This is a genomic window from Streptomyces sp. NPDC045955 (genome assembly GCF_056430805.1).
In genome coordinates this window covers 57,377-75,849 of the sequence record NZ_JBWKKY010000013.1, presented here as the reverse complement: position 1 = coordinate 75,849, position 18,473 = coordinate 57,377, and the positions used below count along the sequence as shown (strand labels likewise).

The following is an 18,473-nucleotide window of genomic DNA, read 5'->3' as shown; positions in this document are numbered from 1 at the left end:
CTCGGCGCGGCACCCGGCTCGGCCGGGGGCCCAGACGCGGCGCGGAGCAAGGCCCGGACTCGGCGCGGCACCCGGCTCGGCCGGGGGCCCAGACGCGGCCCGGGGCCCGGGCGGCCCGGGTTTCGGAACAGCGGGCCCGCGGGCCGGCGCGGGCCGCGGGCCGATGCGGGTCCCGGTCCGAGCGCGGGCCGTGGGCCGGGCGCCACGTGCCGGTTCCGGGCGGCGCGGGCCGTGGGCCAAGCGCGAGCCGCGGCCCGATGCGGGACCCGGCCGAGCACGGGCCGCGGCCCGATGCGGGACCCGGCCCGAGCGCAGGCCGAGGGCCAGGCGCCGGTCCCGGGCGGCGCGGGCCGTGGGCCGGGCGCCGGCCCCGGGTCGGTCACGCCCCCTGCCCGCTGACCGCCGGAGGCGTTCCGTGGCGTTGCGCGGTCCCGAGCCGGGGTGGAAGGCTGGAGTCAGGCACCGGCTCGGGGAAACGCCCGGGAACCGCGGCAGCGGTTCGGCGGCGGGCGGCGTCAGTGCTCCGTGTGGCGGCCCGGCGCGGGCCCCGGTGTGAACGGGCCCGCCCCACCCCCTGGAGGTACCCGTGAAGAGCTCCGACGGCTGGGGAGACGACGTCTACCAGCCGGAACCATCCGAGCAGAGAGAGGACACGGGGCTGCTCGACGTCGAGGACACCTTGGAGTACGACGGCGTCGACGATCCCCTCGACCGCGGCTGGTCCCCTCCCGAGCGCCCCTGGGCCGTGGAGCACAGAGGCGTCACCGCGGCGGAGCGGCGGCAGGGCGAGACGCTGGACGAGCGGCTCGCCGAGGAGCTGCCGGAGCCCGTCGCCCCGGACGGTGACGGGCTCGGGGACTGCCAGGGCACCGACGGGGAACTCCTGGACAACGAGGTGGGCGCCGCCCGCTCCGGCCGGCTCGTCGCCCCCGACGAGGGTGCGCACGAGGACGAGGAGAGCGCACTGGTCGCCATGGACGTGGGCATCGACGGCGCGGCGGCGTCGGCCGAGGAGGCAGCCGTGCACATCGTCGACGAGGACACCCTGTCCGGCTGATCACAAAGCCCGAGCCGCGAGGAGCATCCATGCAGCAGGACAAGCACCCCGACTACCACCCCGTCGTCTTCCGCGACCGGGCCGCCGGTTACGCGTTCCTGACCCGGTCCACCGCGACCAGCGACGAGACCATCGAGTGGGACGACGGCGAGACCTATCCGGTCGTGGACGTGGAAATCTCCTCGGAGAGCCACCCCTTCTACACGGGCAAGGCCCGCACGGTGGACTCGGAGGGCCGGGTCGCCGCGTTCGAGCGCCGCTACGGCGGCCGCTGAACCCGTCTCCTGCGGCCCGGCCGGCGCTCAGATGACGTTGAGCGCCGCCGCGCACCCCACCCCGCCGAGCAGCATGAACACCGGCATCAGCACCCTCAGCTCGACCCAGCTGCCCGCGCGGAACCGCAGGGCCTTCGGCGGCCCGACCGGGTACCAGCGCTTGCGCCCCACCGGTATGGGCCACAGGACCGGGCAGCCCGAGACGGTGAGCGCGTCCCCGAGGTCGTGCACCAGCGCTCCCAGCACGACCGGCAGCCCCAGCCAGAGGTACTCCTGCCCCGGCGCCGTGAACAGCCAGTCCGCGCCGTTGCCCGGCTTGTCCAGGACGCCCGCGAGGATCCACGCCGTGGCCGCGGCCAGCAACCACACCAGGACGTCACTGCTGGAGCCGCGCGCCGCCCGCCACAGCAGGCCCTCGATGGCCAGCACCAGGTGCACGAAGAGGATCGCCAGCACCCCCCAGCGATCGCTGGTGATCGCCACGGCCGAGGTGCCCGCACCGATCAGGACCGCCCACAGCCAGGTGTGCGTGAGCGTCCGGTGCCCGCCGGAGCGACGCGGGTCACCTTGTTTCCTGGTGGCTTTGTAGACGGCGTACGACAGCTTGTCGACGATCTCGCACAACCAGCGCGACAACGGTCCGAAGGACCGGGAGATGGTGGCCGCCTTGTGGTCGAGGTCCGGGGCGAGCGCGGCACCGGCGCAGATCAGGGCGCCGACGAGGAGGACCGGCCAGGGCATCGGGCGCCCGGCCGCGGCGGCCGCCGCACCGACGCCGAGCCAGGCGGCGGCGCCCGACAGTGAGTGTGCTGGTCCCATCATCGGCGTGGCCCGCCCCATTCCTCGTGTACCGCTGTCCAGTTGACCGGCGCGCTGACATCCCGTCGGCGACACAGCGTAGCGTTCGCGATCTTCGCGTCCGCAGCCGATTCCCGCATCGGGCCGGAGGCCAGGCAAGATGGGGGACGTGACCCTCATCGATCAGCTGCCGCGGACCGCCGACCCCGACGCCCTGTACGAAGCCTTCGAGTCGTGGGCCGGTGAGCGGGGTCTCACGCTCTACCCCCACCAGGAGGAGGCGCTGATCGAGGTGGTCTCCGGCGCGAACGTGATCGTGTCGACGCCCACCGGGTCCGGCAAGAGCATGATCGCGGCGGGCGCGCACTTCGCCGCGCTGGCCCGGGACGAGGTCACCTTCTACACCGCCCCGATCAAGGCGCTGGTGTCGGAGAAGTTCTTCGAACTGTGCAAGATCTTCGGCACGGAGAACGTCGGCATGCTGACCGGCGACGCGTCCGTCAACGCCGACGCCCCCGTGATCTGCTGCACCGCCGAGGTGCTCGCGTCGATCGCGCTGCGCGACGGCAAGCAGGCGGACGTGGGCCAGGTCGTGATGGACGAGTTCCACTTCTACGCGGAGGGCGACCGCGGCTGGGCCTGGCAGATCCCGATCCTGGAGCTGCCGCAGGCGCAGTTCGTGCTGATGTCGGCGACGCTCGGCGACGTGTCCTTCTTCGAGAAGGACCTCACCCGCCGCACCGGCCGCCCGACCGCGGTGGTCCGCTCGGCGACCCGGCCCGTGCCCCTGTCCTACGAGTACCGCTACACGCCGCTCACGGAGACGCTCACCGACCTGCTGGCGGCCCGGCAGGCGCCCGTCTACATCGTGCACTTCACGCAGGCGCAGGCTGTGGAGCGGGCGCAGGCGCTGATGAGCATCAACATGTGCTCGCGCGAGGAGAAGGAGCAGATCGCCGAGCTGATCGGCAACTTCCGCTTCACCACCAAGTTCGGCCGCAACCTCTCCCGCTACGTCCGGCACGGCATCGGCGTCCACCACGCCGGCATGCTGCCCAAGTACCGCCGCCTGGTGGAGAAGCTCGCGCAGGCCGGCCTGCTGAAGGTCATCTGCGGCACGGACACCCTCGGCGTGGGCGTCAACGTGCCCATCCGCACGGTGCTGTTCACGGCCCTCACCAAGTACGACGGCACCCGCGTGCGCACCCTGCGCGCCCGGGAGTTCCACCAGATCGCGGGGCGTGCAGGCCGGGCCGGTTACGACACGGAGGGCTTCGTCGTCGCGCAGGCGCCCGAGCACGTCGTCGAGAACGAGAAGGCGCTCGCCAAGGCCGGTGACGATCCGAAGAAGCGCCGCAAGGTCGTCCGCAAGAAGGCCCCGGAGGGCTTCGTGGCGTGGTCGGAGCAGACCTTCGAGAAGCTCATCGGCTCCGAACCGGAGCCGCTGACCTCCCGGTTCCGGGTGACGCACACGATGCTGCTGTCGGTGATCGCCCGCCCCGGCAACGCCTTCGAGGCGATGCGCCACCTGCTGGAGGACAACCACGAGGGGCGGGGGCAGCAGTTGCGGCACATCCGCCGGGCCATCGCGATCTACCGCTCGCTGCTCGACGGCGGCATCGTCGAGAAGCTCGACGAGCCGGACGCGACCGGCCGCGTCGTCCGCCTCACGGTCGACCTCCAGCAGGACTTCGCGCTCAACCAGCCGCTGTCCACGTTCGCGCTGGCCGCGTTCGAGCTGCTGGACCCCGAATCGCCGTCGTACGCGCTCGACATGGTGTCCGTGGTGGAGTCCACCCTGGACGACCCGAGGCAGATCCTCGCCGCCCAGCAGAACAAGGCGCGCGGCGAGGCCGTGGCCCAGATGAAGGCGGATGGGGTCGAGTACGAGGAGCGCATGGAGCGGCTCCAGGACATCACGTACCCGAAGCCGCTGGAGGAACTGCTCTTCCACGCGTACAACACGTACCGCAAGAGCCACCCCTGGGTCGGCGACCATCCGCTGTCGCCGAAGTCGGTGGTCCGGGACATGTACGAACGGGCGCTGTCCTTCACGGAGTTGGTGTCCCACTACGAGCTGGCGCGCACCGAGGGCATCGTGCTGCGCTACCTGGCCAGCGCCTACAAGGCCCTCGACCACACCGTCCCGGACGACCTCAAGTCCGAGGACCTGCAGGACCTGATCGAGTGGCTGGGCGAGATGGTGCGCCAGGTCGACTCCAGCCTGCTGGACGAGTGGGAGCAGCTCGCCAACCCGGAGGAGATGACCGCCGAGGAGGCCCAGGAGAAGGCCGACGAGGTCAAGCCGGTCACGGCCAACGCGCGCGCCTTCCGCGTCCTGGTCCGCAACGCCATGTTCCGCCGGGTGGAGCTGGCCGCCCTCGACCAGGTCGAGGAGTTGGGCGAGATGGACGCGGACTCCGGCTGGGACGCCGACGCCTGGGGCGAGGCGATGGACAAGTACTGGGACGAGTACGACGACCTCGGCACCGGCCCCGACGCCCGCGGCCCCAAGCTGCTGATCATCGAGGAGGAGCCGGAGAACGCCCTGTGGCGGGTCCGGCAGATCTTCCACGACCCGAACGGCGACCACGACTGGGGCATCAGCGCGGAGGTCGACCTCACGGCCTCCGACGCGGAGGGGCGCGCGGTCGTCCGGGTCACCGACGTCGGCCAGCTGTGAACGTCCCGGCAGCAGCGAGCACAGGAGAATCCCACCCATGACGACGAACCCGGCCGAGAGACTGGTCGACCTGCTCGATCTGGAGCAGATCGAGGTCAACATCTTCCGTGGCCGCAGCCCGCAGGAGTCCCTCCAGCGGGTCTTCGGCGGCCAGGTGGCCGGCCAGGCCATGGTCGCCGCTGGCCGCACCACGGACGGCGACCGACCCGTGCACTCACTGCACGCGTACTTCCTGCGCCCGGGCATCCCGGGCGTGCCGATCGTCTACCAGGTCGAGCGGGTGCGCGACGGGCGGTCGTTCACGACCCGCCGCGTCACGGCCGTGCAGCAGGGCCGTACGATCTTCAATCTCACCGCCTCCTTCCACAGGCCGGAGGAGGGCAGCTTCGAACACCAGCTGCCGCCGGCCCGCAAGGTCCCGGACCCGGAGTCCCTGCCCACGGTCACGGACGAGATCCGCGAGCATCTGGGCGCGCTGCCCGAGCAGTTGGAGCGGATGGCCCGCCGCCAGCCCTTCGACATCCGCTACGTGGACCGGCTGCGCTGGACCACCGACGAGGTCGCGGACGCCGAGCCGCGCAGCGCCGTGTGGATGCGCGCGGTCGGGCCGCTCGGCGACGACCCGCTCGTGCACACCTGCGCCCTCACCTACGCCAGCGACATGACCCTCCTGGACGCCGTCCGCATCCCGGTCGAGCCGCTGTGGGGGCCGCGGGGCTTCGACATGGCGTCGCTGGACCACGCCATGTGGTTCCACCGCCCCTTCCGCGCGGACGACTGGCTGCTGTACGACCAGGAGTCGCCCATCGCGGTCGGCGGGCGTGGTCTGGCCCGGGGCCGGATCTACGACCGTGAGGGCCGGCTGGTCGTGTCGGTCGTGCAGGAGGGGTTGTTCAGGAAGCTGGGCTGATACTCCCAGCGCGAGGGGGGACGCGCGGCTCCGATCGCGCACGTGTCCGGTTCCGGTGACCATGGCAGGAGGAGGCACCGCCGGCGTCATACGCCCGCCGATCCGGGAGGTGGCCACGCTGCACACCGTGCTCCCCGTTGTCTTCGCGGTCTGCGCCGCCCTCAGCAACGCCGTCGCGACGGTGTTGCAGCGCAAGGCGGCGCTCACCGTGCCGCGCTCCCAGGGGCTCCGGGCCGGGCTGATCGCCGACCTGCTGCGCAGGCCCGTGTGGCTGGCCGGCATCGGCGCGGTGATCGCCGCCGCCGTCTGTCAGGCGCTGGCGCTGGCGACCGGGCCGCTGACGATCGTGCAGCCCCTGTTCGTGCTGGAGCTGCCGCTCACCCTCATCGTCGCGTCGCTGCTGATGCACCGGCACCTGCCCCGCACGGGCTGGCTGGCCGTGACGGTGGTGGTGGCCGGCCTGGCGGTCGCGCTCGCCGCCGCCTCCCCCGCCGGCAATCGCACCCATGTGGAGCTGGACCGCTGGGTCCCCGCCCTCGCCGTGTGCGCGGGAGCGGTCGCCGGCCTCGCTGTCGCCGCCCTGCGGCGCCCGGAGGGCCGGGCCCGGGCGGCGTGTCTGGGTGCCGCGACGGCGATCAGCTACGCGGTGACCGCGGCGCTGATGAAGACAGCCATCCACATCCTCGACGAGCAGGGACTCGTGGGTTTCCTCACCGCCTGGCAGACCTACGCGTTCGCCGCGGCAGGCGTGTGCGCGCTGTTCCTCCTGGAGAACGCGATGCAGGCGGGCCCGCTGGTCGCCTCGCAGCCCGCGCTCACCCTCGGTGACGCGCTGGTGAGTCTCGCCCTCGGCATCCTGCTGTACGAGGAGACGGTCCGGACCGGGTGGTGGCTGCTGCCCCAGCTGTTCGGTGTCGCGCTGATCGCCGCGGGCGTCTTCGCCCTGGCGCGGATTCCGTTCACACAGTCCCTCGTGGCACCGGACGAGGAACACCGGACGGCGGGAGTGCCTTGAGAGCCTTGGTCGCCGCATCGGGGACCGTGGAGGCGCACACCGGCCGCACCGCGCGGGCGATGCAGCCGGCGGACTGGCCCCGGCGAGTGACCGGGGGCCGCCCGTCCCCCGCCTGATCACCCGTTCGGCTGGCACCGCGGGCACCACACCGTGCCACGCCCCGCCATCCGGGACCGCCGCAGGCCGCTGCCGCAGCGCGGGCATCTGGGATCGGGGTCGTCGCGGTGCCCGGTGAGCCAGGATTCCCGCGGCGGCACGCACCCCGCGTCGACGGCGGACCGCAGAGTTCTGCGCATCTCGCTGTACAGGCGACGCCGGTCGTCCTGGGTGAGCTCCCGCGCCCGGCGGTCGGGGCGCAGCCGGGCGCGCCACAGGATCTCGTCGGCGAGCAGATTGCCGAGGCCGGCCAGGACGGACTGGTCGGTGAGCGCGGTCTTCAGGTGGCCGCGGCGCGACGAGAGCACGGCGTCGAACTCCGCGCGGTCCACCGCCATAGCGTCGGGCCCCTGCCGGCGAAGCAGCCGGTTGAGATCGGAGTCGTCGTGGGCCAGCCACAGGCCCTGGAGTTTGCGCTGGTCACGGAAGCGCAGCTGACGGTTGCCGCTCAGGGTGAACAGCACGCGGTCGTGAGCCTCGACGGGATCCTCGGGACGTTGGCAGACCAGTCGGCCCGTCATACCGAAGTGCAGCACGAGGGTGGGGCCGCCGGTGCGGGCGAGCAGCCACTTGCCGTGCCGCTCCGGCGTGCCGAACCGCCGTCCCTCCAGCGCGTCACGCAGGCCCCGGACCCCGACGCCGTGCAGGACGCCCGCATCCCGTACCTCGACTCGCCGCACGACCCGTCCCTTGGCGCAGGACTCCAGCACCTGCCGGAAGCCCTCGACATCGGGCAGCTCGGGCATGACCGGCGGGTCAGGTTTCCTGGAGGACGGGCAGCACGTTCCCCGCCGGGTCGGTGAACCACGCGATCAGCGGACCGCCGCCGCGGAAGCTACCCTCCGCCCCCTCGATGTCGTCCACGGAGAACCCGCTGAACGCCTTCGTCGTACCGAACATGATCGCCTCCCGGTCCCAGTCTCCTCACAGGTCGGACCGGGACGCATCCGGAAACTCATCGCTCATCGGGCGGACAGCGGGGCGCGCGCCGCCCCCGGCAGGGGGTGGACAGGGTCATCCCGTAGGCCACCGGCTTCTGCGGCGCAGCCAGCCCAGGAGGCCGTGGGAAGGGGTGTGGTCCGAGGCTGCCGGGCCGTCCTCCTGCTGTAGGGCCGGTTCGGGGGACGGGCGTGGTGCCGGGTGTTGCCTTCGGGCCGTTTCCATCGTGTGGGCGAGGTCCGCGCGGAACCAGGCCACCTCGTCCGGCTCGCTCGCCGTCATGAGCTCCTGTGCCCGCTCGGCGGCGGGTGAGCCGGGCGCGCCGTGTGCCGGGAGCCGGGGGCGGCAGCGGTTCAGGTGGTCGCGCTCGTGCGGGTCCTCGACGACGTCCGCCACATCGGCCGGGTCGAGGAGGCAGGCGACGGCCGCCGCGTGCGCCCACGGGTCGTTGCCCGCCTGCCGCAGCAGGAACCCGATGTGCCGTCCTCGCCAGTTGCGGGGCCGCCGGTCGAGCTTCGCCTTCATCGCGTCCCGCACTTCTGCGGGCATGCGCCCGGTCAGCAGCCGGGCGTTGCTCTTCTCGGCGGCGAACTGCCGTAGTTCCTCGGCCAGATAGAGCCAGACGACGGTGCGGTAGCGGTTCAGGTAGAAGCGGACGGGCACGAGAAGGCCGAAGCGCGCGAGGCTCGTGAACCTGGTGGGCGTCACGCCCATGATCTCGGCGCCCTCATGGCTGCCCGCGGTCGCGACGCGCTCGCGCAAGGCGTCCGGGAAGCCGTCCTGGGCGCACAGCCGGTCGATCTCGGCGCGGGCAACGCGTCGGCCTCCGCCTCCTTCGTCGGGGATGGTCCGAATGAGTCCGAGATTCACCGCCAGGTCGAACTCCCCTCGCCTGAGTTCGAGTTCGCGGGCGGCCCGGCTCGGGGCGCAGGTGAGGCGGCCGGATTTCGCGATGGTGCCTGACATGTCGGTCTCCCCCGTGGAGTCAGCGGCTCACGCCGTGTGCGGTCGCCGTGAAAAAAACCGTAGCCGCTTCGGCGGATCTCGTGGCGAGCCTGTGGATAACTCCGCAGGGGATGACGAATGCGCAGGTCAGGAGCCTGTTTCCGGTTTCCGTTCGGGCTGGCGCGCATCCACGTCGAGGTGCTCGCCGACCCGGTTGACCAGAAGAGTCATCTCGTAGGCGATCTGGCCGATGTCGGCCTCCGCGCCGCTGAGGACGCACAGACAACTGCCCGTGCCGGCCGCGGTGACGAAGAGCACCGCGTCGTCGAACTCGATCATCGTCTGGCGTACGCTGCCCGCGCCGAAGTGCCGCCCCGAGCCCTTGGCCAGGCTGTGCAGTCCGGACGACACGGCCGCGAGGTGCTCCGCGTCCTCGCGGCGCAGTCCGGTGCTCGCCCCTGTCACCAGGCCGTCGTTGGACAGGACCAGTGCGTGCCGCACCTGGTGGACGCGCTCGGTCAGGTCGTCCAGCAGCCAGTCCAGTCCCTGGTTCTGCGCCATTTCCGATCTCCCCGTTTTCTCCCCGTGCGATTCTCCTCCTGGCCGGAGGATCTCCACGCCAGCCTTCCCCACGACCGCGGTCGGGGCAAGGAGGATGGGAGCCATGGCAGAGAAGATGACCGACGCGCAATGGCGGGAGTTCGTCTCCCACGGCACCCGCACCGGAAAGCTCTCCACGGTCCGGGCCGACGGGAGCCCGCACGTGGCCCCGATCTGGTTCGTCCTGGACGGCGACGAGCTGGTGTTCAACACCGGCAAGAACACCGTGAAAGGGCGCAATCTCATCCGTGACGGCCGGGTCGCCCTGTGCGTGGACGACGACCGGCCGCCGTACTCCTTCGTGGTCGTGCGGGGCCGCGCCCGTGTCTCGGAGGACCTCGACGAGATACGGCACTGGGCCACCCGCATCGGCGCCCGGTACATGGGCGAGGAGCGCGCCGAGGAATTCGGCGCCCGCAACGGCGTCCCGGGCGAACTCCTCGTCCGGGTCGCCATCGACAGGGTCCTGGCGGAGCGGGACGTCGCGGACTGACAGAGAGACACCCCGGTCATCCGACCGAGTCGAGGAGCCGGGCGGTGTGCATCCGCCCGGCGTACTCGACGAGCCGGATCAGCACCTCCTTCCCCGAGTCGCGGTCACGGGCGTCGCACAGCACCACGGGCGTGCCCTGGTCGAGGTCGAGGGCGCGTGAGACGTCCGGGGCGCCGTGGTGCCGGGCACCCGCGAAGCAGTTGACGGCCACGACGAAGGGGATGCGCCGGTGCTCGAAGTAGTCGACCGCGGGGAAGCAGTCCTCCAGGCGCCGGGTGTCCGCGAGGACCACCGCGCCGAGCGCCCCTTGTGACAACTCGTCCCACAGGAACCAGAACCGGTCCTGGCCCGGTGTGCCGAACAGGTACAGGGAGAGGCCGGGGCCGGAGCGGATGGTGATGCGTCCGAAGTCCATGGCGACGGTCGTGGTGGTCTTGTGGTCCACGCCGTCGGTGTCGTCCACCGACTGGCCGGCTTCGCTGAGCAGTTCCTCGGTGCGCAGCGGCCGGATCTCGCTGACGGCACCCACCAGGGTGGTCTTGCCCACGCCGAACCCGCCGGCGACCAGAATCTTCAACGCCAGTGCGGAGGTCTCGCCGCCGGTTGCGTCGGAGTGCTCGGAGACCATTGATCACTTCTCTCGGGAGTGCCGGCAAAGGATGAGGTGAGTACGGGGTGGTGTCATGCGTCTACAGCGCCCTCAGTCCCGCGATCACCTCGCGCAGAATGCGCTCGTCGGGCAGCTGTGCCGGCGGCACAGGGCGACTGACGGTGACGCAGCCGAGTTCCAGGAGGTCGCCGAGGAGGACCCGGACCACGCCCACGGGCAGGTCCGCGCCCGCGGCGAGTTCGGCGACCGACTGGGTCTCCGTACGGCACAGGTCGAGGAGGTTGCGGTGTTCCGGGCCTAGCAGTGCGTCGTCCACGCCGGGGGCGGCCGGGTCGAGCGTGACCAGAGCGATCAGGTCGAACCGCACGCCGGTGGGGCCGGGCCGGGTGCGTCCGCCCGTCATGGCGTAGGGGCGGACGAGCGGGCCGGCCTCGTTGTCGTACCACTGGCTGCCCTGCTCGGCCGGGGTGCCCGTCGTGTCCTCGGTCATCTGCGGGGACCGCCCTCTCGGTTCATCCGGCGACGGGTGGCCGGGCGCCGACGCGGGGCGCGCTGCCGAGGTGCTCGCCGACGCGTTTGACCAGGCGTGCCATCTCGTAGGCCACGAGGCCGATGTCGGCGGTCACTGCGGTGAGGAGGGCGAGGCAGGATCCGTCGCCCGCGGCGGCCACGAACAGGAAGCCTTCGTCCATCTCCACCATGGTCTGGCGGACCCCGCCGGCACCGAAGTGCCGCCCGGCTCCCTTGGCGAGGCTGTGGAAGCCCGAGGCGACCGCGGCGAGGTGCTCGGCGTCCTCGCGGCGCAGGTCGGTCGAGGCGCCCACGGCGAGGCCGTCGTTGGACAGCACCACGGCGTGCCGTATCTCGCTCACGCGGAGCACCAGATCGTCCAGCAGCCAGTCGAGTTCGCCGGAGCTCCGGGCGGAATGCCTGCTCGGGTCCTGGATCATGCGGGGTCTCCTTCGCTGCTGTCGCTGCCCGTCGGACGGGGAGTGGTTCCGCGGCCGGGTGGCCTGCCGCCGCCGCGCGTCCAGCCCGCGCGGTACGCCGCCATGCGGTCCCGGACGACCTCGGGCGTGCGTTCGTCGTCCCGGGGTGCGGTCGAGCGCGGCGGCTCTTCGGGGCGCCCGTTGCGCAGTTGGGGCGCGAGGCTGGCCTGCCGTACGCGACGCGGGAGGTCGTCGGAGTCTTCGGGCTGCTCGGGCCGGTGCAGTCGCAAGGTGGCGACTCCTGGGGGTGGGGTGTGGCTCGTGGTCTGCGCGGCGGCCGGGACGGGAGCCACCAGGAAGCGCCGGTCGGCCGGTGCGGGGAGGGCTTCGGGGACGGCGTCGGTGACGGCGTCCTGATGCGGGAGGCCGTCGGGTACGCGCGCGTGGGCGCGCTGCCCGGACTGCCGCGCGTACACCGCTCCACCGTGGGAACGTTCCGCTTCACCGTGGGAACGTTCCGCTTCACCGTGGGAAAGTTCCGCTTCACCGTGGGAAAGTTCCGCTTCACCGTGGGAAAGTTCAGCTGCCCCGGTGTGCAGCAGGGCGGTGGGCACCAGGACGACCGCGGTGGTGCCGCCGTACGGCGAGGTCCTCAGGTGGACCTTGACGCCGTGCCGGGCGGCGAGCCTGCTGACCACGAACAGGCCGAGCCGGTCGCTGTCGAACAGGTCGAGCGCCTCGGACTGCTCGATGCGGCGGTTGGCCTCGGCGAGGGTTTCCTTGCCCATGCCGAGCCCGCGGTCCTCGACCTCGACGGCGTAGCCGTTGCCGACGGGCTCGCCGGTGACGCGCACGCGCGTGTGGGGCGGCGAGAACTGGGCGGCGTTCTCGATGATCTCGGCCAGCAGGTGCGTGAGGTCGGCGACGGCCGCGCCGACGACGGCCGCCTCGGGAAGTTGCCGTACCTCCACGCGCGCGTAGTCCTCCACTTCGGAGACGGCCGCGCGGACCACGTTGGTCAGGGAGACGGGCATGCGCCAGGCCCGGCCGGGGGCCGCTCCCGAGAGGATGATCAGACTCTCGGCGTGGCGCCGCATCCGGGTGGTGAGGTGGTCGAGGCGGAAGAGGTCGCTCAGTTCGTTCGGGTCGTCTGAGCGGCGTTCCATGCTGTCGAGCAGGCTCAGCTGCCGGTGGACGAGGATCTGGCTGCGGCGCGCGAGGTTGACGAAGACGCCGGAGATGCCGCTGGCGAGTTCGGCGCGCTCGACAGCGGCCCGCAACGCGGCCCGGTGGACGGTGCCGAGGGCCTCGGCGACCTGCCCGGTCTCGTCCTCGGCGGCCGGTCCCGCCGGTGCCTCGGCGCGGATGTCGATCTCCTCGCCCGCGCGCAGTCTCCGCATGGCCTCAGGGAGTTTGTGCCGGGCGATCTCCAGGGCGCTGTTGCGCAGACTCACGAGCTCCACCACGAGGCCTCGGCCGATGCGTACGGAGATGACGAGCGAGGCGGCGACGGCGGCGAGCCCGAGCAGGACGGCCGCGCCGGCCGGGGTGAGCAGTCCCCGGGTGAACGGGTCGGCCCGCTGCGCGACGCCTCGTGCTGCGTCGTCCTCGATCGTGCGCATGCCGTTCTGCACGCGCGCGTGAGCGGTGTCCCAGGTGCTTCCTGGTGCCGCCTCGATCGCCTTGGCACCCGGTCCGGCGGCGAGGACCCCGTCCTCGGCGTCGCCCAGCCCGGCGTAGGCGCTGCTGTCGGTGAGTGCGTTCCACGCGGCGCGTTCGGTGCCGCGCAGGTCGGCGACGGCCGACTCGGTCAGGGTGCGGCGCAGTTCGACGGCGCCGGTGAAGAGCCGAAGCCGCTCCCCGGTCAGCGTCCCGGACAGTCGGGCGCTCGCCAACAGGGCGTCCTCCCGGGCCAAGGCCTCGCCCGCGCGGGAGAATTCGAGCAGCACGCGCGCGTCGGAGCCGAGGTCGGCGTCCTGGATGCCGGTGAGGGCACCGCCGACGCCGAGGCCTTGTGAGATGGTCCGGGTGTAGCGGCTGTACGTCTCGGCCCAGCCCGCGCGCCGGTCCCGCACCTCGGTCCGCAGCGCACGCAGTTGCCCGGCACCCGTGACGAACGCCTCCAGCCGGCGGGCGACTCCGGCGGGCAGCTCCTCGCTGTCGGCGACGGTGCTGTTCTCGCCGAGCCGCAGTTTCGCGACGTCCCGGTCGGTGCGCCGGGCGAGTTCGTCCAGCTCGTCGGTCCCCGCGGCGGAGGGGTCGGTGGCATGGCGGACGGCGGCCGCGCGTTCGGCTTGGAGGGCGGCGACTGCGGCGGAGACGGGGGCCCGGACCGTGGCGTCCACACGCTGCACATGCCGCAGCCGGGAGACGTCTTGGGCGGTGGTGACGGTGGCGTGGGCCCACAGGGCCAGGAGCGAGACGACCGGCACCATCAGCAGGCAGACGATCTTGGCGCGCACGGTACGGGGGCGTATGTGCCAGCGCTCCGCGCGCGTGGCCGCTCCGTCCGGTGCGGCCTGCGAAGAGGTCTGGCCGCCCTCGTCGGCCGGTGGCCCGGCGTGCGCGCGGCGACCGCGCACGGGCGGGGGCGGCGCCTCGGCGCCTGCCTCGGGGGTCCTACGGGGTGTACGCATGAACTCCTCGCTCGGGGGTGGTTCGGGGCGTGTCACCCCGGCTTCGGGGGGTGCCGTCCGGGCTTGAGGCGTCTGCCGACCAGGCTGGCGGGCCGTCCGGAGGGCCTGCCGCCCGGAGTGCCTGCCGCCCGCCCGCCGGCGTCGGTCGCGGTCAGCGGGCTACGTTTCGACCGGCCGCTGGGCCGACGCGGACGCCTCGCGCTCCCCCGCCGTCGGCGACAGCGCGACGAAGGCGGAGGTCAGGAAGAGGTAGGACCCGAGGCCGACGGCGAGGGGGAAGACGAACTGCATCGCCGTGGCCCCGGGCAGTGCCTCCCCGGAGGGCGTCACGCGCACGCTCACCGCGAACATCCCGGTGTAGTGCATGCTGCTGACGGCCGCGCCCATGATCAGGGAGGCGATGGTGACCGCGACGGGCGACTTGATGTTGAGCGCCGCCCACAGGGCCGCCGTCGCGGCGACGACGGCGATCAGGACGGAGAGCCCGACGAGCACCGGGTCATAGGTCACGTCGCCGTGCAGGCGGACGGCCGCCATGCCCAGGTAGTGCATGCTCGCGACGCCGAGGCCGGTGGTGAGCCCGCCGATCAGCAGAGCCCGGCCGCGGTCCCGGCTGTAACCGACGGCGAAGACGCCGGCGCATACCACGACCATGGCGACGAGCAGGCTCAGCAGGGTGAGCGGCACGTCGTAGCGGATATCGGTGCCGGTGACGCTGAAACCGAGCATGGCCACGAAGTGCATGGTCCAGATGCCGGTGCCGATCGCCGAGGCGGCGGTGACGAGCCAGTTGCGGCGCGAGCGCCCGGTGGCGGCGAGCGCGCGGACGGTGCAGCGCAGTCCGAGTGCGGCGCCCGTGCAGGCCATCACGTACGACAGCGCGGGGGTCAGCCACCCCAGGGCGGCGTGGTCCAGGTGTCCCATGGCTCCGGGACGCTAGACCCGCCAGGGGCGCGCGAAGGGGGCGCATTTCGAAAGGTGTTGGAATATGACGCAAGGATGTACCGGAACGATCGGGTCACGCTCGAACGTGTGCACTGAGGTGTCATCCGTGCCGGTGAGGAATCATGCCGTACATGAGCGACGACCAGACGCGTGTCCAGGAGTTCTTCACCGCCCGCGCCGCCGACTGGGACAGCCGGTTCCCCGACGACGGTCCGGCCTACGCGGCCGCGGTCGCCGAAATCGGACTGCGGCCGGGCGACCGCGTGCTCGACGCGGGGTGCGGCACCGGACGCGCCCTGCCGCCGCTGCGTGCCGCCGTGGGGCCGTCGGGCGTGGTGCTCGGCGCCGATCTGACCCCGGCCATGCTGCGGGAGGCCGTGCGGGCCGGACGGGACCGTGACGGGGCGTTGCTGCTCACGGACGTCGCCGCGCTGCCGCTGCGCTCACACTCGCTGGACGCCGTGTTCGGGGCAGGGCTGATCTCGCACCTGCCGAGTCCGGCCGAGAACCTGCGGGAGCTGGCACGCGTGGTGCGTCCCGGTGGCGTGCTCGCGCTGTTCCACCCGATCGGCAGGGCGGCCCTGGCCGCGCGCCACGGCCGCGCGCTCACCCCGGACGACCTGCGCGCCGAGCCCAACCTCCGGCCGCTGCTGGCCGGTTCGGGGTGGCGCATGACGTCGTACGTCGACGAGGACTCCCGCTTCCTGGCGCTGGCCGTCCGCGAGGACTGAGCACTCGCCGTCCGCGAGGACCGAGCACTCTTCCGCGAGGACCGGGCAGCCCCATCACCCGGCCTCCGTGTCCGACGCCGCCACGTGCCGCACGGGACAGCCCCGGACGCCAGGCACGGGGCGCGTGCCCAGGTCGGCGAGCCGGTAGCCGTCCGGGTAGCTCTTGATCTCCCAGTTCTGGCGGGCGAAGTGCGGGGCGCGCCGGGGCGGCAGCAGCCGGACGGCGCGGCCCCGAAGCCGTATCGCCCGACGCACCCACGCGCGCGTGGCGGCGCTCGGCGGGGCGTAGCGGAAGGCGCGCAGCAGTGAGTCGTCGAGCAGCGCGAGGGTCGTGGTGCGCAGCAGCGGCGCGAGCGGGCGCGGATACCAGGAGGACATCAGGTCGAGCGTGGCGTCCGAGACCCGCCGGGCCTGCTCGTCCCAGGCGAAGTGGGCCGCCTCGTAGTCGTCGAGGCAGGCCTCGAACTCCTCGTAGGTCTCGGGGATGTCCTTGATGCCCATGTGCCGCCCGAGCGTGCGGTAGTGGACGACACTGGCGACGATCTCGTGGCGCGACATCCTGCGCCACCCGTAGGCGTCGATCCACCGCTTGGGCACCACGACGAACGTGCAGAGCACATAGCGCATGTCGTCGTCGCTGATGTCGTAGCTGCGGTGCATCTGGTTGATGCGGCGGATCGCGGTCCTGCCCTGGTCGCTGCCGAAGCCGTGCTCGACCACGGCGTCCAGAAGCAGCGACGTGTCGTCGTAGCGCTTCTGCGTCCGCTGCGTGAGCTCCGCCGTCTCGGCGAGCAGCCGGCCGATGCTCGGGACGGCGTACGTGCGGTACAGGGCCAGCTCCAGGGCGCGCGTGAAGTCCCAGGGGAACTCGAACGCCGCGCTCAGCCGGTAGATCTCCGTGGCCTCCCGGTACGGGTCCATCCGCCGTATCTGTTCCAGCCGTGCGAAGCGCCTCACAGGGTCGTCCCCCTTCTGTCACCGGAGATCCAACTTTACGTTGGTGTCAGCAAGATGACCGGTAGGCGGGACATCCGCACAGGGGGAAGGTGGTCAGCATGTGGGGCAAGGTCCGCAGGGCCGGAGGCAGAGTCGCTCATGCCCTGCGCACGGAGACGAAGGCCGACGAGGGCAAACGTCCGCACAATCTTTTCGAGGCGGCCGCGGCCTACGTCACGGCGAGCACGGAGGACGACCAGGAGCGGGCCGACGAGGCGGCCGGCTGGGTGTCGCCCGAGGCGCTGTCGTTCGGGGTGAACGAGCTGGCCTGCCGAGCCGTCATCGCGCTCGCCCGGGAACGCGGCCAGTCACCGCGGACCGTGGCCCGTGAGTTGCTGGGGCTGCCCGCGCAGTGACAGGCCCGGCCGGGACGGCCGATTCGCCCCGTCCGCCGGAAAACGGCAGCTCCGCGTGTGCCCGCGGGGCCGTGACAAGGGGCTTCCGCGCACACTAGGGTGCGCGCCGGTGGACGAACCGATGGGGAGGCTGGGATGGCCGGGACGGAAGAGGACACCGTCGCCGCCGCGGACGATGCGCTCTATGTGCTCACGGCGGTGCTGCTGACGCCCGCGAAGTTCCCGAGCGTGCTGGGCGACGACTATCCGGAGGCGTGCGCGGCGCTCGGCCTCGCGCCGCTCGCCGACGGGTACGGGCTGGTGCTCGGGCAGGACGGCGACGGCGCCCGGTGGACCGTGGTCATCGACGACGTCTCCCTGGTGGCCGTCGCGATCGCCTCCTGGGACTGCGGGATGGAGTACGAACTGTCGCCGGACGAGCGCACGGTCGTCGCGGCGCTGCCCGGCTGGCCCCTCGCGGTCGCCGTCGCGGCACCCGGGGTGCCCGCGCCGCACGATCCCGGGCCGGAGGCCGACGACCGGCCCCCGCTGGCTCCGCCGGACACCACCGTCTGGGGCCCCGCCCAGCGGCGCCTGGGCGCGGACGAGATCGCGCTTCAGTGGGCGGCGTGGCGGGAACAGGTCGACGACACGGCCTTCCCTGCACCAGGGGCCTCGCAGACACCGGGATCCTCGCCGGCACCGGGTGACGCGGGCGCGGCGGCCGACGGCCCGGGCGGAGGCGGGGAGAACGGGCAGCAGGGCCACAGCGGCATCCGGCGCGTCCTCGCGGAGGCCCGCACCTACATCGACTCGCCGCCGCCGCTGGGCCGGGTCCGGTCGTCGTTCGCGCCCGGTGACGCGCGGACCCTGCGGGCCGACGGTCCCGGCTGGTCGCTCGTGGCCAGGACCGACGACATCGCCTTCGTGCTGCTCGACGAGGAACCCGGCGAGGTCCTGCCGGTGGGTCGGGGGCCGGAGCTGCCGGGTCTCCTCGAGGCCCTCGACAAGATGGCCGTACGGCCGAACTGAGCCGGTGGGCCGTACGGCCGGAGCGAGCCGGTGCGGCCTTCGGCCGCGCCGGTCAGCAGCGCGTCAACGGCCCAGTTCCTTGCGGGTGGCGCGGCGCAGCCTGCGCCGCTGCGAGGGGTCCAGCGTGAGATACGCGGCGGCCGGGACTCCCAGGATGATCAGGAGCGATGCCCACCAGGGCAGCCAGATCAACAGGATGAGCCCGACTGCCACACCACCTGCGGCGATCTTGGCGTTCTTGGACATGATGTCGCCTCCTTCGCGGCCACTGCCGCTCTCTGTCTCGAGAACGGGCCCGCGCTTGCGGCAGTTCCGGACCGCGACCCTGAGACATCCCTGAGGCGCTACCCTTACGCGCCCCCGAGACCTCCATAGTGACCTAACTCAC

21 protein-coding genes are annotated in these 18,473 nt (G+C 72.4%); 9 read left to right on the top strand and 12 right to left on the bottom strand.

Annotated elements, in window-relative coordinates:
- Positions 1 to 586: 586 nt before the first annotated feature.
- A complete protein-coding gene (locus AC07F0_RS26310; protein WP_478982375.1) occupies positions 587 to 1,057 on the top strand; it encodes a DUF5709 domain-containing protein in 471 nt (156 codons plus the stop codon).
- 29 nt (positions 1,058 to 1,086) lie between these two features.
- Complete coding sequence (locus tag AC07F0_RS26305) at positions 1,087 to 1,332, top strand: type B 50S ribosomal protein L31 (RefSeq protein WP_478982373.1); 246 nt, start codon at positions 1,087 to 1,089, stop codon at positions 1,330 to 1,332.
- A gap of 27 nt (positions 1,333 to 1,359) precedes the next feature.
- On the opposite strand, the gene AC07F0_RS26300 is transcribed toward AC07F0_RS26305, so the two are convergent.
- Positions 1,360 to 2,154, bottom strand: coding sequence for a metal-dependent hydrolase (locus AC07F0_RS26300; protein WP_478982371.1), 795 nt, complete (start codon positions 2,152 to 2,154; stop codon positions 1,360 to 1,362).
- Positions 2,155 to 2,299: 145 nt separating this feature from the next.
- Between AC07F0_RS26300 and AC07F0_RS26295 the strand changes: the two genes are divergently transcribed.
- From AC07F0_RS26295 to AC07F0_RS26285, 3 genes are all read left to right on the top strand, one after another.
- Positions 2,300 to 4,813, top strand: coding sequence for a DEAD/DEAH box helicase (locus AC07F0_RS26295; RefSeq protein ID WP_478982369.1), 2,514 nt, complete (start codon positions 2,300 to 2,302; stop codon positions 4,811 to 4,813).
- Positions 4,814 to 4,850: 37 nt separating this feature from the next.
- Positions 4,851 to 5,723, top strand: coding sequence for an acyl-CoA thioesterase (locus AC07F0_RS26290; RefSeq protein ID WP_436728256.1), 873 nt, complete (start codon positions 4,851 to 4,853; stop codon positions 5,721 to 5,723).
- A 118-nt stretch (positions 5,724 to 5,841) separates the two neighbouring features.
- Positions 5,842 to 6,738, top strand: coding sequence for a DMT family transporter (locus AC07F0_RS26285; protein WP_478982539.1), 897 nt, complete (start codon positions 5,842 to 5,844; stop codon positions 6,736 to 6,738).
- Positions 6,739 to 6,854: 116 nt separating this feature from the next.
- Here AC07F0_RS26285 and AC07F0_RS26280 read toward each other — a convergent pair whose 3' ends face one another.
- From AC07F0_RS26280 to AC07F0_RS26265, 4 genes are all read right to left on the bottom strand, one after another.
- Positions 6,855 to 7,640 carry an Fpg/Nei family DNA glycosylase gene (locus AC07F0_RS26280; protein WP_478982367.1) on the bottom strand — a complete coding sequence of 262 codons (786 nt, stop codon included), beginning with the start codon at positions 7,638 to 7,640 and terminating at the stop codon, positions 6,855 to 6,857.
- Between the two features lie 10 nt (positions 7,641 to 7,650).
- Positions 7,651 to 7,794 carry a hypothetical protein gene (locus AC07F0_RS26275; RefSeq protein ID WP_478982365.1) on the bottom strand — a complete coding sequence of 48 codons (144 nt, stop codon included), beginning with the start codon at positions 7,792 to 7,794 and terminating at the stop codon, positions 7,651 to 7,653.
- A 114-nt stretch (positions 7,795 to 7,908) separates the two neighbouring features.
- Positions 7,909 to 8,799, bottom strand: coding sequence for a DUF6397 family protein (locus AC07F0_RS26270; RefSeq protein ID WP_478982363.1), 891 nt, complete (start codon positions 8,797 to 8,799; stop codon positions 7,909 to 7,911).
- 126 nt (positions 8,800 to 8,925) lie between these two features.
- Positions 8,926 to 9,339, bottom strand: coding sequence for a roadblock/LC7 domain-containing protein (locus AC07F0_RS26265; protein WP_478982360.1), 414 nt, complete (start codon positions 9,337 to 9,339; stop codon positions 8,926 to 8,928).
- Positions 9,340 to 9,442: 103 nt separating this feature from the next.
- On the opposite strand from AC07F0_RS26265, the gene AC07F0_RS26260 reads away from it, so the two are divergent.
- Positions 9,443 to 9,871, top strand: coding sequence for a PPOX class F420-dependent oxidoreductase (locus tag AC07F0_RS26260; protein ID WP_306969075.1), 429 nt, complete (start codon positions 9,443 to 9,445; stop codon positions 9,869 to 9,871).
- 16 nt (positions 9,872 to 9,887) lie between these two features.
- Here AC07F0_RS26260 and AC07F0_RS26255 read toward each other — a convergent pair whose 3' ends face one another.
- The 5 genes from AC07F0_RS26255 to AC07F0_RS26235 all read right to left on the bottom strand — a co-directional run bounded on the left by AC07F0_RS26255 (position 9,888) and on the right by AC07F0_RS26235 (position 14,970).
- On the bottom strand, positions 9,888 to 10,499 hold the full coding sequence (locus tag AC07F0_RS26255; protein ID WP_478982358.1) for a GTP-binding protein: 612 nt from the start codon (positions 10,497 to 10,499) through the stop codon (positions 9,888 to 9,890).
- A gap of 61 nt (positions 10,500 to 10,560) precedes the next feature.
- Positions 10,561 to 10,971 (bottom strand): DUF742 domain-containing protein, encoded by a 411-nt coding sequence (locus AC07F0_RS26250; protein WP_478982356.1) that lies wholly within the window; start codon positions 10,969 to 10,971, stop codon positions 10,561 to 10,563.
- A 22-nt stretch (positions 10,972 to 10,993) separates the two neighbouring features.
- Positions 10,994 to 11,431, bottom strand: coding sequence for a roadblock/LC7 domain-containing protein (locus tag AC07F0_RS26245; RefSeq protein WP_478982354.1), 438 nt, complete (start codon positions 11,429 to 11,431; stop codon positions 10,994 to 10,996).
- Positions 11,428 to 14,046, bottom strand: coding sequence for a sensor histidine kinase (locus AC07F0_RS26240; RefSeq protein WP_478982352.1), 2,619 nt, complete (start codon positions 14,044 to 14,046; stop codon positions 11,428 to 11,430). The genes AC07F0_RS26245 and AC07F0_RS26240 overlap by 4 nt, the downstream gene beginning before the upstream one ends.
- 159 nt (positions 14,047 to 14,205) lie before the next feature.
- Positions 14,206 to 14,970, bottom strand: a complete 765-nt coding sequence (locus tag AC07F0_RS26235; protein ID WP_478982350.1) for an MHYT domain-containing protein — start codon at positions 14,968 to 14,970, stop codon at positions 14,206 to 14,208.
- A 152-nt stretch (positions 14,971 to 15,122) separates the two neighbouring features.
- On the opposite strand from AC07F0_RS26235, the gene AC07F0_RS26230 reads away from it, so the two are divergent.
- Positions 15,123 to 15,722, top strand: a complete 600-nt coding sequence (locus tag AC07F0_RS26230) for a class I SAM-dependent methyltransferase (protein ID WP_478982348.1) — start codon at positions 15,123 to 15,125, stop codon at positions 15,720 to 15,722.
- A 54-nt stretch (positions 15,723 to 15,776) separates the two neighbouring features.
- Here the strand turns inward: AC07F0_RS26230 and AC07F0_RS26225 are convergent, their stop codons facing one another.
- Positions 15,777 to 16,679, bottom strand: a complete 903-nt coding sequence (locus AC07F0_RS26225; RefSeq protein WP_478982346.1) for an oxygenase MpaB family protein — start codon at positions 16,677 to 16,679, stop codon at positions 15,777 to 15,779.
- 98 nt (positions 16,680 to 16,777) lie between these two features.
- Here AC07F0_RS26225 and AC07F0_RS26220 point away from each other — a divergent pair, with 98 nt between their 5' ends.
- Together AC07F0_RS26220 and AC07F0_RS26215 are read left to right on the top strand one after the other, a co-directional pair.
- The gene (locus AC07F0_RS26220) at positions 16,778 to 17,074 is read left to right on the top strand and encodes a hypothetical protein (protein ID WP_478982344.1); all 297 of its coding nucleotides are present in this window, start codon (positions 16,778 to 16,780) and stop codon (positions 17,072 to 17,074) included.
- Between the two features lie 135 nt (positions 17,075 to 17,209).
- Complete coding sequence (locus tag AC07F0_RS26215) at positions 17,210 to 18,085, top strand: hypothetical protein (RefSeq protein ID WP_478982342.1); 876 nt, start codon at positions 17,210 to 17,212, stop codon at positions 18,083 to 18,085.
- Positions 18,086 to 18,148: 63 nt separating this feature from the next.
- Here AC07F0_RS26215 and AC07F0_RS26210 read toward each other — a convergent pair whose 3' ends face one another.
- Entirely contained in the window at positions 18,149 to 18,331 is a 183-nt protein-coding gene (locus AC07F0_RS26210; protein ID WP_010040978.1) for a hypothetical protein, read from the bottom strand.
- Between the last annotated feature and the right edge of the window lie 142 nt (positions 18,332 to 18,473).

Coding starts and splice junctions, on each gene's coding strand:
- AC07F0_RS26305 (WP_478982373.1), top strand. CDS start 1,087: ATGCAGCAGGACAAGCACCCCGACTACCACCCCGTCGTCTTCCGCGAC.
- AC07F0_RS26300 (WP_478982371.1), bottom strand. CDS start 2,154: ATGATGGGACCAGCACACTCACTGTCGGGCGCCGCCGCCTGGCTCGGC.
- AC07F0_RS26290 (WP_436728256.1), top strand. CDS start 4,851: ATGACGACGAACCCGGCCGAGAGACTGGTCGACCTGCTCGATCTGGAG.
- AC07F0_RS26280 (WP_478982367.1), bottom strand. CDS start 7,640: ATGCCCGAGCTGCCCGATGTCGAGGGCTTCCGGCAGGTGCTGGAGTCC.
- AC07F0_RS26275 (WP_478982365.1), bottom strand. CDS start 7,794: ATGTTCGGTACGACGAAGGCGTTCAGCGGGTTCTCCGTGGACGACATC.
- AC07F0_RS26270 (WP_478982363.1), bottom strand. CDS start 8,799: ATGTCAGGCACCATCGCGAAATCCGGCCGCCTCACCTGCGCCCCGAGC.
- AC07F0_RS26265 (WP_478982360.1), bottom strand. CDS start 9,339: ATGGCGCAGAACCAGGGACTGGACTGGCTGCTGGACGACCTGACCGAG.
- AC07F0_RS26260 (WP_306969075.1), top strand. CDS start 9,443: ATGGCAGAGAAGATGACCGACGCGCAATGGCGGGAGTTCGTCTCCCAC.
- AC07F0_RS26255 (WP_478982358.1), bottom strand. CDS start 10,499: ATGGTCTCCGAGCACTCCGACGCAACCGGCGGCGAGACCTCCGCACTG.
- AC07F0_RS26250 (WP_478982356.1), bottom strand. CDS start 10,971: ATGACCGAGGACACGACGGGCACCCCGGCCGAGCAGGGCAGCCAGTGG.
- AC07F0_RS26245 (WP_478982354.1), bottom strand. CDS start 11,431: ATGATCCAGGACCCGAGCAGGCATTCCGCCCGGAGCTCCGGCGAACTC.
- AC07F0_RS26240 (WP_478982352.1), bottom strand. CDS start 14,046: ATGCGTACACCCCGTAGGACCCCCGAGGCAGGCGCCGAGGCGCCGCCC.
- AC07F0_RS26235 (WP_478982350.1), bottom strand. CDS start 14,970: ATGGGACACCTGGACCACGCCGCCCTGGGGTGGCTGACCCCCGCGCTG.
- AC07F0_RS26230 (WP_478982348.1), top strand. CDS start 15,123: ATGAGCGACGACCAGACGCGTGTCCAGGAGTTCTTCACCGCCCGCGCC.
- AC07F0_RS26220 (WP_478982344.1), top strand. CDS start 16,778: ATGTGGGGCAAGGTCCGCAGGGCCGGAGGCAGAGTCGCTCATGCCCTG.
- AC07F0_RS26215 (WP_478982342.1), top strand. CDS start 17,210: ATGGCCGGGACGGAAGAGGACACCGTCGCCGCCGCGGACGATGCGCTC.
- AC07F0_RS26210 (WP_010040978.1), bottom strand. CDS start 18,331: ATGTCCAAGAACGCCAAGATCGCCGCAGGTGGTGTGGCAGTCGGGCTC.